Source organism: Flavobacterium sp. KACC 22763, from assembly GCF_028736155.1.
Classification (GTDB): domain Bacteria; phylum Bacteroidota; class Bacteroidia; order Flavobacteriales; family Flavobacteriaceae; genus Flavobacterium.
Window position 1 is genome coordinate 665,236 of sequence record NZ_CP117879.1, and the last position, 18,672, is coordinate 683,907.

General features: G+C 33.7%; 10 protein-coding genes. All 10 read left to right on the forward strand.

Annotation, left to right across the window (positions count from 1 at the left end; translation table 11 throughout):
- Positions 1–23 precede the first annotated feature (23 nt).
- Positions 24–2,117, forward strand: coding sequence for a phosphate acetyltransferase (gene pta, locus PQ463_RS02960; RefSeq protein ID WP_274256235.1), 2,094 nt, complete (start codon positions 24–26; stop codon positions 2,115–2,117).
- A 307-nt stretch (positions 2,118–2,424) separates the two neighbouring features.
- Entirely contained in the window at positions 2,425–3,609 is a 1,185-nt protein-coding gene (locus PQ463_RS02965) for an acetate/propionate family kinase (protein WP_274256236.1), read from the forward strand.
- A gap of 102 nt (positions 3,610–3,711) precedes the next feature.
- Positions 3,712–6,456: a helix-turn-helix and ligand-binding sensor domain-containing protein gene (locus tag PQ463_RS02970; RefSeq protein ID WP_274256237.1), complete on the forward strand. Its 2,745-nt coding sequence runs from the start codon at positions 3,712–3,714 to the stop codon at positions 6,454–6,456.
- Positions 6,457–6,700: 244 nt separating this feature from the next.
- Positions 6,701–9,739 carry a SusC/RagA family TonB-linked outer membrane protein gene (locus PQ463_RS02975; RefSeq protein WP_274256238.1) on the forward strand — a complete coding sequence of 1,013 codons (3,039 nt, stop codon included), beginning with the start codon at positions 6,701–6,703 and terminating at the stop codon, positions 9,737–9,739.
- Between the two features lie 4 nt (positions 9,740–9,743).
- On the forward strand, positions 9,744–11,198 hold the full coding sequence (locus tag PQ463_RS02980; protein ID WP_274256239.1) for a RagB/SusD family nutrient uptake outer membrane protein: 1,455 nt from the start codon (positions 9,744–9,746) through the stop codon (positions 11,196–11,198).
- Between the two features lie 74 nt (positions 11,199–11,272).
- Positions 11,273–12,652 carry a glucoamylase family protein gene (locus PQ463_RS02985; protein WP_274256240.1) on the forward strand — a complete coding sequence of 460 codons (1,380 nt, stop codon included), beginning with the start codon at positions 11,273–11,275 and terminating at the stop codon, positions 12,650–12,652.
- A 5-nt stretch (positions 12,653–12,657) separates the two neighbouring features.
- Positions 12,658–13,371 carry a carboxylesterase family protein gene (locus PQ463_RS02990; RefSeq protein WP_274256242.1) on the forward strand — a complete coding sequence of 238 codons (714 nt, stop codon included), beginning with the start codon at positions 12,658–12,660 and terminating at the stop codon, positions 13,369–13,371.
- A 93-nt stretch (positions 13,372–13,464) separates the two neighbouring features.
- Entirely contained in the window at positions 13,465–15,765 is a 2,301-nt protein-coding gene (gene bglX, locus PQ463_RS02995; protein WP_274256243.1) for a beta-glucosidase BglX, read from the forward strand.
- A gap of 90 nt (positions 15,766–15,855) precedes the next feature.
- The gene (locus PQ463_RS03000) at positions 15,856–16,629 is read left to right on the forward strand and encodes a glycerophosphodiester phosphodiesterase family protein (protein WP_274256244.1); all 774 of its coding nucleotides are present in this window, start codon (positions 15,856–15,858) and stop codon (positions 16,627–16,629) included.
- Positions 16,630–16,660: 31 nt separating this feature from the next.
- Positions 16,661–18,580, forward strand: a complete 1,920-nt coding sequence (locus PQ463_RS03005) for a discoidin domain-containing protein (RefSeq protein ID WP_274256245.1) — start codon at positions 16,661–16,663, stop codon at positions 18,578–18,580.
- The last annotated feature ends 92 nt before the right edge of the window (positions 18,581–18,672 follow it).

Genomic DNA, 18,672 nt, shown 5'->3' on the forward strand with positions numbered 1-18,672 from the left:
TTTAGAATAAAAAATAAATAATTATGAGTAAAGCAATATATATAGCCACTAGCGATCATAATAGCGGTAAATCAATTATTACGCTCGGATTAATGAGTATCTTAATTGGTAAAACAGCTAAAGTAGGGTATTTTAGACCTATAATCGAAGATTTTGTCGATGGTGAGGTAGATAATCATATTGAAACCGTTTTGTCGTATTTCAACCTCGATATTGCGTTTGAAGATGCTTACGCTATTACCAAAAGCAGATTAATCAAGAAAAAGAATAAAGGAAAGATAGGAGAGGTTCTGGATCTGATTATTGAGAAGTATAAAAAACTAGAAGAAAGATTTGATTTTGTTTTGGTTGAAGGAACCAGCTTTACGGGAGAAGGAACTTCAATCGAATTGGATTTGAATGTTTTGATTGCCAAAAACCTCGGAATTCCAACCATAATTGTAGGTTCTGGAGTTGGAAAAACCTTAGAAGAGCTTTTAGATAGCTTGTATTTAGTCTATGATTCTTTCAAAGTAAAAGAGGTTGAAGTTTTATCTGTTTTTGCCAATAAAGTACAGCCGGAAAATATCGAATTGGTGACAAATAGTTTGCAAAAAAGTTTGCCTTCAAACGTATTGATCAACACAATTCCGCTTATTTCGAGTTTGAATAATCCGACTATGCAGGAAATTGTAAACGAATTGAATGCTAAAGTCTTGTTTGGAGAAAATTATCTGAATAACGAAATCGGACATTACAGTGTAGGTGCCATGCAACTTCATAACTATTTGGTGCATCTGCATAACAACGCTCTTGTAATTACGCCAGGAGACCGTTCGGATATTATTTTAGGAGCTTTACAGGCAAATGAATCGGCAAATTACCCGACGATTTCAGGAATTATCCTGACAGGAAATATTGTTCCAGAAGAAAGTATTTTAAAGCTTATTGAAGGACTTTCTGCGATCGTACCAATTATCGCTGTTGATGGTGGAACGTATCATATTACCAATAAAATAGGTTCTATAAAATCGGAGATTTACGCCAACAATACACATAAGATTGAAACCTCAATTAATACTTTTGAAAAGTACGTCGAAATCGAAGCTTTATCGCAAAGAGTAATTACTTTTCAGCCTGAAGGTATGACACCAAAAATGTTTCAATACAACATGGTTAAAAGAGCTAAACAGCACCGTAAACATATCGTACTGCCGGAAGGAAATGATGACCGAATTATTACAGCAGCATCGAGATTGCTGGATATGGATGTAGTAGATATTTCAATCATTGGAGATAAAAAACAAATAGAAAGTAAAGTTGCAGAACTTGGACTTACATTTGATTTTTCTAAAGTGAATATCATCAATCCGATCGAATCTGAAATGTATGAAGATTATGCTAATACTTATTATGAGCTTAGAAAAGCTAAAAATGTAAGTATTACAATGGCAAGAGATTTAATGGAAGATGTATCGTATTTCGGAACTATGATGGTCTACAAAGGTCATGCAGACGGAATGGTTTCTGGTGCAGCGCACACGACACAGCATACCATTTTACCGGCATTGCAATTCATTAAAACTAAACCCAATTCTTCTGTAGTTTCTTCTGTATTCTTTATGTGTCTAGAAGACAGAGTATCTGTTTTTGGTGATTGTGCCATTAATCCAAACCCAACAGCAGAACAATTGGCAGAAATCGCTATTTCTTCAGCTGAGTCAAGCTTAGCTTTCGGAATTGAACCAAAAATCGCCATGCTTTCTTATTCTTCGGGATCATCAGGAAAAGGAGATGAGGTTGACAAAGTAAGAACGGCTACAGCAATCGTAAAAGAAAAAAGACCAGATTTAAAAATCGAAGGGCCAATTCAGTACGATGCAGCAGTTGATTTAAGTGTTGGAAAAAGCAAAATGCCAGATTCAGAAGTGGCAGGACAGGCCAGTGTATTGATTTTCCCAGATTTAAATACTGGAAATAATACTTACAAAGCCGTTCAAAGAGAAACAGGAGCTTTGGCAATTGGTCCAATGTTACAAGGTTTAAATAAGCCTGTAAACGACTTAAGCCGTGGCTGTACTGTAGATGATATTATCAATACAGTAGTAATTACAGCGATTCAAGCACAAGGAATGTAGGTAATTGTGAATTGTTAATGGTAAATTGTGAATTATAACATTGCCTTAAAAATTGCTTTTATTTCAATTAAAAATAGAAAATTAAAAATTAAAAAAAATAGAACGCAGATGAGACTGATTCGCTATCGCGAGAACGCAGATTTGTACGGATTTTATTTTTGATTGAATAAAAAACCGTTTTAATTCGCGTCTTTACGAAGTAAATTTGCATCATCCGCGTACTAATTTGAACAGAGAAAAATAAAGATTTATGTCTTTTTAAGAAAACTTAGCATCTTAGAGACTTAGTACCTTAGCAACTTAAAAAATGAAAATACTAATTATAAACTCAGGAAGTTCTTCAATCAAATACCAGTTAATGGTAATGCCAGAAAACGAAGTAATCTGTTCTGGAATGATTGACCGAATTGGTTTAGAAACTTCAAATATTACTTTTAAAACAGCCACTTCCTCACGTGAAGAAACACTTCCGATTCCGAATCATAAAGTAGGTTTACAGAAAGTAGCTAATATGCTTTTGGATCCTGAAAAAGGAGTAATTAAATCGACTTCAGAGATTGCAGCTGTTGGTCATCGCGTGGTGCACGGCGGAAGCGATTTTAGCGCAACAGTAAAAATTGATGAAAAAGTTAAGGAAAAAATCAAACAGCTTTTTGAATTGGCGCCTTTGCACAATCCTGCCAATTTAGAAGGAATTAATGTGGCAGAAGAAATCTTTAGTTCTGCAGAACAAATTGCTGTTTTTGATACCGCTTTTCATCAAACTATGCCAGAGGTAGCGTATAAATATGCGATTCCGAATTATCTTTTGACAGAAAACAAAGTACGTGTTTACGGTTTTCATGGAACGAGCCACAAATATGTTTCTGAAAAGGCTATTAATTATTTAAAAGATAATTCTAAAATAATTACCATTCACTTAGGAAATGGTTGTAGTATGGCCGCTGTGAAAAACGGAAAATGTATTGATACTTCAATGGGATTTTCTCCTTCAAACGGTTTGATTATGGGGACCAGAGCAGGAGATATTGACCAGTCAGTGGTATTTTATATGATTAAAAATTTAGGATATACTCCAGACGAAGTAAATGCTGTTTTGTTGAAACAAAGCGGTATGCTTGGGCTTACAGGTTACAGCGATTTGCGTGATATTGAAGCCGAAGCAGAAAAAGGCAACAAAGATTGTCAATTAGCTTTACAAATGAATGCGTACAGAATTCGAAAAACAATTGGAGCTTATGCCGCCGCTCTAAACGGATTAGATGCAATTGTTTTTACTGCAGGAATTGGAGAAAACTCATCTTATATGCGTAATTTGATTTGTACCGATATGAATTATTTCGGAATTGAAATTGACACAGGGAAAAATGAACTGCGTTCTAAAGAATTAAGAGAAATCAATTCAGAGAAGTCTAAAGTAAAAGTTTTAGTAGTTCCGACTGATGAAGAATACGAAATTGCAAATCAGGTTTTTCAATTGCTTGAAAATTAGAAAGTTTTATTTTCTACTTACTTATAGGCTCCTTTATGGAGCCTTTTTTATACTTTCAGTTTAAGTTTTTTGTCAGTATCTTTGAATTTAAAAAATAATATCTTGAAATCGATACTTTTTAAATCCGTTTTCTTCTTTTTCATCGCTTTACAGCTTCAAGCACAAGAATTACTTCCTTTTGTCGAAAATTACAGCAAATCAGATTATCAGGGAGATAATCAAATCTGGAATGTTGTGCAAGGAAACGATAATGCAATGTACTTTGCAAATAACCATTATTTGCTTCGTTACGACGGAGTAAAATGGGAAAAATATACACTTCCGAATAAAACTATTATTCGATCAATTCTGATTGAAGGAGATAAAATATATTCTGGTTCATATAAAGAATTTGGTTATTGGTACAGAAAAGATGGTACCATGCATTATGTCTCAATTACCAAAAATCTCAGATTATTTGATGAAAAAGATAATGAAGAGATTTGGAAAATTTTCAGATTTAACGGCGCTCTTTATTTTCAATCTTTTAACGATGTTTTTATTTACAATGGAAAAACAGTTAAGAAAATTAAGTTTCCTTTTCTTATTTCATATTGTTTTGGAGTAGATAAAAATTTATATGTTGCTTCTGTTAAAGATGGAATTTATAAAATGAACGGTAAATACATTTCCAATCCAAAGGGATGGGACGTTTTAAAAAATACTGTTGTTCACGCTATAGAAAAGTTTCAAAATACGACTTATATTTTTACACAAAAAAAAGGTGTTTTCATTGTAGAAAAAAATGGATTGAAAGCTTGGGATCATCCTATAAATGAAACTTTAAAAGCTGCAACCATCAATGTGGCAAAATTTGTCAAAAATGATAAGTTGATTATTGGAACTGGAAATCGCGGAATTTACATTTTAGATTTGAAAAATAATTCCTATAAAAATATTGAGCGTAATAATGTTTTAATGAATAATTCGGTCCTAAGTATAGGATTGGATAAAGAGAACGATTTGTGGGTTGGTTTAGATAATGGTATAGCTCATATTGAGGTTAATTCCCCTATTTCTTTCTTTTATGATAACTCTGGCCTTTTAGGATCTGTTTACGCTGTGGCAGCAATTAATAAAGGTTATTTAATTGCATCAAATCACGGTATTTTTGAGTACAGTGCAGGAAAATTTAATATGATGCCTAATACACAAGGGCAAGGCTGGAATATTTCTTTAATTGATGGAAAATATATTATTGGCCACAATGACGGCACTTTTTCATATGAAAATAATGCTTTGACCAAAATAAATGGTGTCAGCGGTGGCTGGAATATGTCTAAAAGCAGTATCAACAACACTTATTTTCAATCGACTTATAGCGGTATTTTAGTTTATGATGATCCATCAAACATGTCTCATTATAAAATTATAAAGGATCTGGCAAAGCCAATAAAATATGTTGCTCAAAATAAAAAGAATGAAATCTGGGCGGCAGACAATTATCGAGGTTTGTACCGAGTTTTGCTAGATGATAATTATAATACATTAAAAGTTGAAAACGTCACACAGCAAGGCAAAATACAGAATGATTTTGGAATAAAGATTTTTGAATTTAGAAAAGAAATACTTTTTTTGATTAACAATTCTTGGTATACCTACAATTCGATATCCAATAAATTGGAAGAAAATGAATTGTTTAATACAAACTTCAGAAATGTTACAGATGTAGTTTCCATAGACGAAGATCATTTTATGGTTCTGCAAAATGGAATCTTGTACCATATTTATGCTCAAGGAAACAAATTTGTATGGAATATTATTCAGGAGAAATATTATAAAGGAAAATTGATTAATGAGAATCTCAGAATTTTTAAAAAAGACAATTATTATTTGTTTAATCTCGATGATGGATTTATTTCTCTTAAACTAGAATATGAAAACAAACAAAATTCAGAAGTAAAGATTGAAGCATTTAGTGATGATGCTTTAATTCCGAGCGATGAAAAAATTAAATTCAATACAGAATTAAAGATTAATGTTATTTCTGGAATTTATGGAGCGAGCAGGCCAAATTTGTTTTATAAGCTTGACAAAGAAAAAGAGTTTATTCCAATCTCAGATGGATTGATTGTTTTGAATAATTTGAGCAGTGGTTATCATGCTGTAGAAATATTCAAACATGATGGAGCAACCTATGATGCAGTTTCATCATATAAATTTAAAGTTGCAGAACCTTGGTATTTTTCATTTTGGATGATTCTGCTGTATTTTCTTGTAATCGGAGCAGTTTTGTTTTTCTATTATAAATGGAATAAGCTTCGTTATATGCAAAAATTAAAATTGCAGGCTGAAGAATTAAAGCATCAAAGAGAAATTCTTGAAATGGAATTGAAAAAGGAAAACGAACTTAATATTCAAGAATACGAAAAGCACATTTTAGAATTAGAATTGCAGGCTAAATCTTCTGAAGTTGCTGGTAAGTCATTATCGATTGCCAAACAAACTGAAATGATCGATAAAATTCAAGGTATTTTAGAAACCGAAAAAGACTTTAGTAAACTTAAAAATGAAATTAGAAAAGCTATTAAGATTAATGAAGTAAATAAACACGAATGGGAAACATTTGAGACCAATTTGAATCAAATCCATAATGAGTTTATCATTAATCTGTCTAAAAAATATCCGCAACTAACTCCAAAGGATATAAAACTATGTGTTTACCTTAAAATGAACCTTTCTTCTAAAGAAATTGCCCCTATGATGAATATATCATTTAGAGGCGTAGAACTGCATAGATATCGCCTTAGAAAGAAACTAAACCTTACTCAGGACGAAAACCTGTCAAAGTTTTTATTAACTCTGTAAGATTTGGTTTTGTTTTTTACAGAATTTATATTTTTCCATATCATTTTTTATATAATTACAATACATCATTACTACATCATAATGTTATGTTAAACGAATTTTGTTAACATTTATAGTATTGATAATCATAATTATAAGATAAAATTTTAACACATTGATGTAGCTATGTTGTAGTGGTGTTTGATGTACTACAACGTTGTAATTGCTTAATTTGGCTCTACTAACTTAAACGATTACGTACTGTATGAAAAATTTTATTTTTAGCTTTTTAGCGCTCTTGCTGCTGCCTACATATATGATGGGGCAGGCTCAAGCAATTAAAGGAAAAGTAGTAGACAGTAATGGAATGGGAATTCCAGGAGCAATTATCGCTTCAGCTGATGCTAGAGCTACTGCAGATGCAGATTTCGACGGAAACTTTACAATTAATGCAAAACCTGGAGATGTTCTAAAAATCTCTATGTTAGGCTTTGATTCGGTTTCTGTACCGGCTACAGCCGCACCAATGACAATTACCTTAAAAGAAGCAGGTGATACTGCCTTAAAAGAAGTAGTTGTAATTGGGTACGGTACAAGAAAGAAAATTGATAACACTTCGGCTGTTGCTTCATTAAAAGCTGAGGATGTTACTAAAACAAAAGTTTTAAATGCTTCTCAAGCTATTCAAGGTAAAGCTGCGGGTGTTCAGGTAACTTCTTCAGATGCTCCAGGAAGCACGCCTTCTGTTGTAATTAGAGGTTTAGGGACTGCATTAGGAGGAAGAAATCCTTTATACATTGTTGATGGAATGCCAACAGAAAACATCAATAATATTAATACAAATGATATTACTTCTTATGAAATCTTGAAAGATGCGTCTGCATTGGCTATTTATGGAACAAGAGCAGCAAATGGAGTTATCATTATTACCACTAAAAAAGGTAAAGGAGATAAAGTATCTGTGGAGGTTGAAAGTTTTGCAGGTGTTAGAACACCACTTAAAAAAGTAAAAATGGCAAATGGAGACCAATATGCTGCATACTCAAATGCTGCATTAGGTACAAACACTTTTGCTACAAATCAGCCTGTTAACACAAATTGGTTGGATGAAATTACGAGAACAGGATCTTACACTCAAAATAACATTTCGGTTTCAGGGGCTTCAGAAAACATTAAATATTTCTTTAGTGCTGGAAACTATGAAGAAAAAGCAATCTTAAATGGCCTTGATTACTCACGTACTACCTTCAGAAACAATAATGAGTTTAAATTATCTAAGAAAGTAACGTTAAATCAAAATTTAAGTTTTACATCATCTAAATCTGCTCCAAAACCTTTAGGAGCTTTTACAAATGCTTACAAACAGTCGCCTATAGTACCAGTACGTTTTGCTGATGGTCAATATGGTGTATCTCGTGTAGATGCTAATGGTGTAGCAGGTCCAGTAGGTTCATCATTTAATAATGTTGGAAATCCAGTTGCTCAGCTAGATTTCTATGATGAACAACAAAGAAGTGTTACTCTACAAGGAGGATTAAAATTAGATTGGGAGATTATTGATGGTTTAAAATTCACTTCTCAGTTTAATGGTGAATACTATAATTGGAAACAATATAATTTCGAAGATAAGCAAGGTATCTGGATGGCAGCTAACCCTAATAAAACTGAAGCAGATTATGTTGCTACTCATGAAAAAGATCCAGTAAATTTATTAACAAGGGGTAGAGAAGAATACTTTAACTGGAATTTATCTAATTATTTTACTTACAATAAAGTTTTCGCAAACATTCATGATGTTGAGGTAACTGCTGGTATTGAAGCTTCTGTAAAAGGACCAAGAGAAACTTTGACAATTGCTAGAAAAAATGTAAGCGAAAATTCTAACTATTGGTCTCTATATAATGCTAAAGACGCCAAAGGTGTTGATTATGTGGCTGATATTACTAGTTTATATGATATCAGATACAACGAAAGCAGATTAGCTTCTTATTTCGGAAGGGTTCAGTATAAATTAATGGACAAATATTTATTTACGGGTACAATTAGACGTGATGGATCTTCAAACTTTGCTAAAGATTATCGTTGGGGCACTTTCCCTTCTTTTGGTATTGGTTGGGTTATGACGAAAGAAAGTTTCTTATCAGATATTAAAGGTGTTGATTTAATTAAATTGAGAGGTAGCTGGGGTAGATTAGGAAATCAAAATGTTCCTTTAAATACTCAAGCTTATGCCTCAGGACTTAATGCTTACTTAGGTGGTTCACTTTTATATCAAGGAACAACAATTAACTCTCAAATTGATCCAAGCTTATCTTGGGAGATTACAGAAGAGGCTTCTGCGGGTGTTGATTTTGAATTCTTAAGCAACAGATTAAAAGGATCTTTTGATGTGTATGACAAAAACACAAACAATGTTATTTTAAATACGAAGCCATACATGACATCTGGTATGACAATTTCAACTCCAGCGCACGTGGGTGAGGTGTCTAATAAAGGTTTTGAGGTGGCTTTACGTTGGGATGATAAAATTAATGATAACTTAAGTTATTGGGTTGGAGGAAACTTCTCTCACAATACAAACAAACTAGCAGGTTTAAAAGATTTTGATATTTCACCTGTTGTTGGAGGTAATTTAGGTAATGGTCAAGATACTAAAATGTTAAATAAAACTTCAGTAGGGCAGCCTTTAGGAAGTTTCTATTTATACGAGTATGCAGGTATCGATCCAGCAAATGGTAAAATGCTTTATTATAATGCAGCTGGTGATAAAGTGACTCAAAACTTGCTTGATGCAAATAAAGATAAAAAATATGTTGGTTCTATTTTACCTAAAAACAACTATGGTGTTACTTTAGGATTAAACTATAAAAACATCGATTTTTCTGTTGATGGTTATGGTACTGGTGGTGCTAAAGTTTATAATGGTAAAAAAGCTCAGCGTTTTACAGGTGAAAACATTGAAGCTTCTTTAACTAGCAACTATTGGACACCGACTAATACTACAGCAGCAAATCCTAAGCCATTTAATGAAGTACCAGTTGCTTCAACATACTACATGGAATCAGGAGATTTCTTTAGAATTAACAACATCACTTTAGGATATAAACTTCCTTTAACTGAAACAAGTTTTATCAACTATTGTAGACTTTATGTTAATGCAATCAACCCATTCATTACTCAAAAATTCTCTGGTTTCTCTCCAGAATTGAATGGTAATGGTGATCCATACGGAACTCAAGGAATTGAGCTCGATGCTTATCCTACTTTAAGATCTTTCGTTATTGGTGCTAATTTAAAATTTTAATATTATGAAAAAGATATATATATCAATGTTTGCATTGTCAGCATTGTTCTTTACAGGATGTGCAGATGATTTTTTAGACGTTGCTCCAACACAATCTATACCAACATCAGATGTTGAGCTTTACAATACAGATAGTGGTGCAAAAACATTTGTAACTTCAATTTATGCTAAATTCCTAGATTGGGATATGAGTTCATTTGGATGGATTGGTTTAGCAAGTATTACTTCTGATGATGCTGATAAAGGATCTTCTCCTGGTGATACTGGAACAGATAAAGACGTTTTGGATGCATTAACCTATAATTCTTCAAATCCATCAGCAGAAAGTACTTTCATTGCTCAGTATGATGGTATTAACAGATGTAATCAAGCTTTAAATATGATTCCTAAATTGGATAAAGCTGATCCTGCATTAAGAGAAAGATTAATGGGAGAAGCAAAATTTTTGAGAGCTTTCATGTACTTTACTCTTGTAAAATGTTATGGTGGTGTTCCAATTGTTGATCGTTTACAAAACCCAACATCAGAGGAAGATAAAAAAATGTTACTTACTCGTAAACCTCTAGCCGAAGTTTACGCTTTTATTGAAAAAGATTTGCAAGAGGCAATTGCAGTTTTGCCAAATAGAAGTGCTTATGCTGCAGATGAAAAAGCAAGAGCTTCAAAAGGTGCAGCTTATGCTTTATTAGCAAAAGTAAGCTTGTATCAAAAGAAATGGCAGCAGGTAATTGATAACTGTAATCAAATTACAGGTTATGCACTTAACCCAAGCTATGCTAAGATGTTCAGATTAGAAGGTGAAAATGACATTGAGTCAATTTTTGAAATAAACGGAAACGGTGCTGTACCAACTAAAGGAATTGCAGGATACTCTAATACACAAGGTGCGCGTGGCAACGGTGGATGGGGATGGGGATTCAACGTTCCATCACAAAGCTTATTAAATGCATATGAGCCTGGAGATGTTAGAAAAAATGCTACAATTATCTTTAGAAATTCAACTTTATATGATGGAAGAGTTGTACCAGAAACGGTAGAAAATCCTATGTATAATTTTAAAGCATATTCTTCTTCATATACTGATGCGTGGGAAACTGATGCAAATATCAAATATTTAAGATATGGTGAAGTGCTTTTAATGAAAGCTGAAGCATTAAATGAGTTAGGACAAACTTCTGAAGCAATTGGTTTGCTAAACCAAATCAGACATAGAGCAGAATTAGGAGATACTCCGGCAACTTCTCAAGCAGCTGTTAGAACTGCAATTTGGAAAGAAAGAAGAGTTGAACTTGCTTTTGAATTTGACAGATTCTTTGATTTAGTTAGAACTGGTCAAGCAGAAAGTGCTTTTGCTGCAGATGGAAAAGTATTTACAGTAGGTAAAAATGAATTATTTCCTATTCCGGCGTCCTTCATTTTGCAAGCAGATGGTTTATCAACACAAAACCCTGGTTATTAATCAAAATCTTAAAAATCACTTCCTTCAGATTTCCTGAAGGAAGTGATTATTTATCAAAATCTTAAATTTTTATAATGGTTAGAATTTCAGTTTTATTTTTAGCTTTTACTTTTTTTAGTTGTGGATCTAATGCCGATAAGTCAAAAGAAAATGTACAGGAAAATACTTCTGGCGTTACTGCATTAACAGATGAGCAGCTTTTAGACGCTGTTCAAAAACAAACTTTTAAATACTTCTGGGATTATGCAGAACCAAATTCTGGATTAGCTAGAGAACGTTATCATCCGGACGGAGTTTATCCTGAAAACGATTCAAATATTGTAACAACAGGTGGTTCAGGTTTCGGATTAATGGCGCTCGTTTCAGGAATGTCTCAAGGTTATATTACAAAAGAGCAAGGGGTAGAGAGACTTAACAAAATTGCAGATTTTTTAGGCAAAGCAGATCGTTTTCACGGAGCATGGTCACATTGGATTGACGGAAATACAGGAAAAGTAAAGCCTTTTGGAACCAAGGATAATGGTGGTGATTTAGTTGAAACCTCATTTTTGGTTGCAGGAATGATTACGGTTCGTGAATATCTTAAAGATGGTTCTGAAAAAGAAAAAGCCGTAGCACAAAAATACGATGCACTTTGGAAAGGTGTTGATTGGCAATGGTATACAAATAACAAAAACGTATTATATTGGCATTGGTCTCCTTCTTATGCATGGCAGATGAATTTCCCACTACAAGGATATAACGAATGCCTTATTACTTACGTAATGGCAGCGTCTTCGCCAACGCATACAATCGATGCGAAAGCATATCACGAAGGATGGGCGAGAAGCGGTGGCATAGTTTCTTCAAAAACAAAATATAATATCCCTCTTATTTTAAAGCATAATGGTGCAGAAGAATTTGGCGGTCCGTTATTCTGGGCTCATTATTCTTATGTTGGTTTAGATCCAAACCAATTAAGCGATAAATATGCTAATTACTGGGATTTAAATGTGAATCAGACTAAAATCAATTATGAGTATTGTGTTCAAAATCCAAATAAAAATGCAGGTTATGGTCCTGAATATTGGGGTTTAACTGCTTCTTATTCAAGAAATCCTGACGGCTCTATTGGTTATAATGCACACATGCCAAGCAACGATCAAGGTGTGATTTCTCCAACAGCAGCAATCAGCTCAATTGTTTATACACCAAAAGAATCTATGGCTGTGATTAGAAATTTATACGAAAACCATAAAGAAGAAACTTGGGGAGATGCTGGTTTTTATGATGCTTTAAGTTTAGGAAATAAATGGGTGGCAAAACGCTATTTAGCAATAGATCAAGGTCCAGAACTGGTAATGATCGAAAATTACAGAACAGGATTGATATGGAAATTGTTTATGAACGCGCCAGAAGTAAAACAAGGTTTAACAAAACTTGGATTTAAATCTGGAAAATACGGGATTCAATAATTGACATGAAATACAAATTAGCTTTTTTATCTTTTTTGTTTTCGCTTTTAGGCTTTAGCCAGAGTGAAACAACTGGAAAAATAAATACAGTTATAATGGAAAAGTATGAGTTGGGTTATGTACTGCATAAACCAGCAAATACAAAAGAAAAAAAGCCATTAATAGTTTTTATTTCTGGAGATGGAGAAAAAGGAACTGATCTTGAGAAAGTGAAGATTCACGGTCCTTTAAAATATTTGAAAACGCATCAATTAGATGCTTACGTTCTTGCTCCACAATGTAAAGAAGATGAGAACTGGGATATAGAATCAATTTATCAGCTGATTTTAAAAATTCAGAAAGAAAATAAAATTGATTCAGAAAGAATATATGTTACTGGTTTGAGCTCAGGAGGTTGGGCTTCTTGGAATTTGGCTTTTGCACATCCAGATCTATTTGCCGCAAATGTACCTGTAGCTGGCTTTGTAGATTTGATTCAGTTAGAAAAAGCATGTGAAATAGCCAATATTCCAACCAGAATTTTTCATGGATTATTGGATGATGTGGTAAATGTGAATTATGCAATCACAATTTACAAAGAATTGAAAAAATGTAATGCAAAAGATGTAAAGCTGACCATTTTTGATGATGCAGGTCATGACAGCTGGACAAAAGTATACGATAATCAAGAAATCTATGACTGGATGTTACAGCAAAGAAAAACGAATACAAACAAATAAATAGAATAGAATGAAATCACTTTGATTCAAACAAAAAAACTAAACGAAGAAAAGTGATTCCATGTTCCGATTAAAAACAAATATTAAATACACATGAAAAACAAATTAGTCTTACTTTTTTTAGGATGTGCTGTTTTGGGTTATGCTCAAAAAAAGCCAGCTAAAAATACAGTGAAAATTAAACCAAAGTCTGAATTTGTGGCGGAATTAATGTCAAAAATGACTTTAGACGAGAAATTGGGCCAGTTAAATTTGCCAACATCTGGGGATATTACAACAGGTCAGGCAAACAGCTCAAATGTGGCAAAAAATATTGCTGAAGGAAAAGTGGGCGGTTTGTTCAACATTAAATCAGTTCAAAAAATCAAAGAAGTACAGAAAATTGCGGTTGAAAAAAGCCGTTTAAAAATTCCGTTGCTTTTTGGTATGGACGTTATTCACGGTTACGAAACAACATTCCCAATTCCATTAGGATTATCTTGTACTTGGGATATGGGCTTAATTGAAAGAAGTGCTCAAATCGCTGCAAAAGAAGCAAGTGCAGACGGTATCAACTGGACATTTTCTCCAATGGTTGACATTTCTCGTGACCCAAGATGGGGAAGAGTTTCTGAAGGTTCAGGAGAAGATCCATATTTAGGAAGCCAAATTGCAAAAGCAATGGTTAACGGTTACCAACAGCACGATCTTACTAAAAATAACTCAATCTTAGCTTGTGTGAAACACTTCGCATTATATGGTGCTCCAGAAGGCGGACGTGATTATAATACAGTTGATATGAGCCACATCAGAATGTTTAATGACTATTTTCCTCCTTACAAAGCTGCAGTTGATGCAGGTGTAGGTTCGGTTATGGCTTCTTTCAACGAAGTTGACGGAATTCCAGCAACTGGAAACAAATGGTTAATGACTGATGTTTTAAGAAAACAATGGGGTTTCAAAGGATTTGTAGTAACAGACTTTACTGGTATTCCTGAAATGATTCCTCACGGAATGGGAGATTTACAAGATGTTTCTGCTTTAGCATTAAACGCTGGAGTTGAAATGGATATGGTTGGAGAAGGTTTCTTAGGAACTTTAAAAAAATCTTTAGATGAAGGAAAAGTAAAAATCGAAACTATCGATAATGCTGTAAAACTTATTTTAGAAGCAAAATACGATTTAGGATTATTCCAAGATCCATACAAATACTGTGATGAAAAAAGAGCTAAAACTGAAATCTTTACAACAGATAGCAGAAAAGAAGCACGTGATATTGCAGCTCAATCATTGGTTTTGCTAAAAAACCAAAATCAGTTGTTGCCACTTAAAAAATCTGGAACAATTGGTTTAATAGGACCATTGGCAGATGCTAAGGAAAACATGCCAGGAACTTGGAGTGTTGCTACAAAAATGGAAAATGCTGTTTCATTATTGAGAGGTATTAAAGAAGTTGCCGGAGCTGGAACGAAAGTTTTATACGCTAAAGGAAGTAATTTAGATTATGATGAAACTTTTGAAACGAATGCGACAATGTTTGGTAAAACATTACACCGCGATGCTCGTACAAAAGAAGAATTATTAGCAGAAGCTTTAAAAGTTGCTGAGCAGTCAGACGTAATTGTTGCCGCTTTAGGTGAATCTGCAGAGATGAGTGGGGAATCTAGCAGCCGTACAAACTTAGAAATTCCTCAAGCGCAAAAAGATTTATTAAACGCTTTATTAAAAACTGGAAAACCAGTTGTTTTAGTTTTATTTGACGGGCGTCCGTTAGTAATTACTGACGAAGAAAAAACAGTTCCTGCCATTTTAAATGCTTGGTTTGCTGGTACAGAAGCAGGTTATGCTATTGCTGATGTGTTATTTGGAGACGTAAACCCTTCAGGAAAATTGACTTCAACTTTCCCAAGAAGCGTTGGACAGTTGCCAATTTATTATGCACACAAAAATACAGGAAGACCACTTTCTAACACAGAAGGGAAATTCGAAAAATTCAGATCAAATTATATTGACGAAAGAAATGAGCCTTTATTTCCATTCGGATTTGGTTTAAGCTATACCACTTTTGATTATTCAAACTTGAAAATTTCTTCTGATAAAATGAATGCTTCAGGGAAATTAAAAGTTACGGTTGATGTAACAAACACAGGAAATTTCGATGGAAAAGAAACTGTTCAGTTATACATCAGAGATTTAGTTGGTTCAGTAACAAGACCAGTTAGAGAATTGAAAGGTTTCCAAAAAATAGCACTTAAAAAAGGTGAAAAACAAACAGTAAGCTTTGATATTACTGTTGAAGATTTAAAATTTTATAACTCTGATTTACAATTCGTAGCAGAGCCTGGGCAGTTTGATATTTTCGTTGGAGGAAATTCAAATGCCGATAAGAAAGTTAGTTTTGAGTTAACTAAATAGTTGGTTTATTTGATTAGTGAAAAGCCCTTCGTTTGGAGGGCTTTTTTTCTAAATCTACAGACCTTTTTGTAATTTTTTAACTACGATTATATGAATACTTTTAAAATATTTAGTGCAGTGTGTCTTATTGCTTTTTCGTCTAGCTATGCACAAAAAAATGCAATTGTCGCACATCGAGGAGCTTGGAAAAAGAATAATCTACCAGAAAATTCAATCGCATCTTTAAGGCATGCAATCGATTTAAAACTACCAGGTTCAGAGTTTGATGTTTGGAGAACGGCAGATGATTCGCTTGTAATCAATCATGATGCACATTATAATAAACTGCTTATTGAAGAAACCAATTATGCAGATTTGATAAAATTTAAACTTTCAAACGGAGAAAAGCTTCCAACACTTCATGAATATATTTCAGAAGGAATGCGAAATAATAAACATACGCTTTTGGTTTGCGAAATCAAGCCTTCAGAAATTAGTAAAGAAAGAGGACAAAAAACGGGTGTAGCAGCAGTCGAAACCATTAAAAAATTAAAAGCCGATAAAAATACCTGCTACATCAGTTTTGATTATGATATTCTGAAAAAAATTAGAGAAATAGATTCTAAAACTTCTCTGCAATATCTAGAAGGAAACAAATCTCCGAAAGAAGTCAAAGCAGATAAAATTAATGGGGTTGACTATCATTATTCAGTCTTTCAAAAACACCCAGAATGGATTCAGGAAGCTAAAAACCATAAGGTTATCTTAAATGCTTGGACTGTTAATGATGCAAAAGATATGGATTGGATTATTACTCATAAATTCAATTACATTACAACAAATGAACCCGAACTTTTAAAGGAAAGAAAAGAGATTAAAAAATAGTCTTTAAAAGTTAACTTAAGAAAATCTAACCATGAAAAAATTATATAAAAAACTAACGCCTATTGTATTGCTTTCGATGCTTTTCGGAAACAATCTTTTGGCGCAAAATTCTGGTAAAACAGAATGGTTTGACCCGAGCAGACCTGCAACAACCTACTGTAATCCGATAAATATTGGGTACAATTTTACAACCCACAATCATAACGGAATTCCAGAATCTCGCCGTTCAAGCGCCGATCCTGTAATTATTACTTATAAAGGCGAATATTACTTATTTGCCACCAATCAGGCAGGTTTCTTTTGGAGTAAAGATATGTCGGACTGGAATTTTGTTTACGGAAGTTTTCAAAGACAACCAGGCGATGATGACCAATGTGCTCCAGCTGCTTGGGTTGTAAATGACACTTTATTTTATGTTGGTTCAACTTGGAAGAGAGATCATCCTATTTGGAAAACAGCTGACCCAAAATCAGGAAGATGGACACGTCACGTAGACAAAGCAATGCTGCCAACTTGGGATCCAGCTATTTTTCAAGATGACGATAAAAAAGTATATATGTACTACGGTTCAAGTGGAAAATTACCGCTTGTAGGCGTTGAAGTTGATTATAAAACTTGGCTTCCAAAAGGAAATCAAGCAGATTATGCAACATTATATAAAGCTACAGAAGTTGAAGATATTCAAAAACCTTACGGACAAATTAAGGAAGTTGCTATTTTAGATCCTTCGGCTCACGGATGGGAGCGTTTTGGCCCAAATAATGATATGGAACCAGCACCTTGGGGAAATTTTATTGAAGGAGCTTGGATGACAAAACATAACGGAAAATATTATATGCAATACGGGGCGCCTGCGACCGAGTTTAAAGGTTACGCAAACGGTGTTCATGTTGGCGATAATCCGTTAGGGCCATTTACGTATCAGAAACACAATCCGATGTCTTATAAACCAGGCGGATTTGTGATTGGAGCAGGACACGGAAATACTTTTGCAGATAATTATGGAAATTATTGGAATACAGGAACGTGTAAAATTTCTATAAAAGACCGTTTTGAGCGCCGTATAGATATGTTTCCTGCCGGATTTGACAAAGATGATGTAATGTATTCTATTACAGCTTATGGAGATTTTCCAATTGTATTGCCAACAAGTGAGCGTGACCAAACAAAAGGCGCTTCTTCTGGATGGATGCTGCTTTCGTATAAAAAGCCTGTAACCGTTTCTTCTTCTGAGGAATGCATGGAAGTGGAAACTCACAGAATGGATCATGGCGGTAAAAAAGTCTATGAGAAATTCTGTTACGGACCTGAAAATTTGACAGATGAAAACATTCAAACCTATTGGTCTGCAAAGACAAGTAATCTAGGTGAATGGCTTCAAATGGATTTAGGAAGACAGATGGAAATTAATGCTCTTCAAATCAACTACGCAGATCATAAGGCAAATCAGTTTAATAAAGCAATGGATATTTATTATCAATATAAAATATTCATGTCTGATGATGCTCAGAATTGGACTTTGGTTGTAGATAAATCTAAAAATGATAAAGATGCTCCGCATGATTACGTAGAGCTTTCAAAATCTATTAAAGCGCGTTACATTAAAATGGAGAACATTCACAATGCATCTGGTTTATTTGCAATCTCTGATTTTAGAGTTTTTGGAAACGGTTTAGGAGCAAAACCAAAATCGGTAGCTTCTTTTAAAGTAGACAGAAACAAAGCAGATTCTAGAAACGCTATGATTTCATGGAAAAAACAGTCTGATGCAATTGGGTATAACATTTATTACGGAATTGCTCCTGACAAATTGTACAACAGCATTATGGTTTATGGTGATAGTACGTACGATTTTAGAGGTTTGGACAAAGGCACAAAATACTATTTTACAATAGAGCCTTTTAATGAAAATGGCATTGGAACAAAAAATAAGATTATTGAAGTAAAATAATCTTTATTTATAGAATATGTAAAAGCTCCGATTGGAAATTGAAAAATTTGCAATTGGAGTTTTTTTTGAGAAAAGGTTTAGAAAAAAACTTC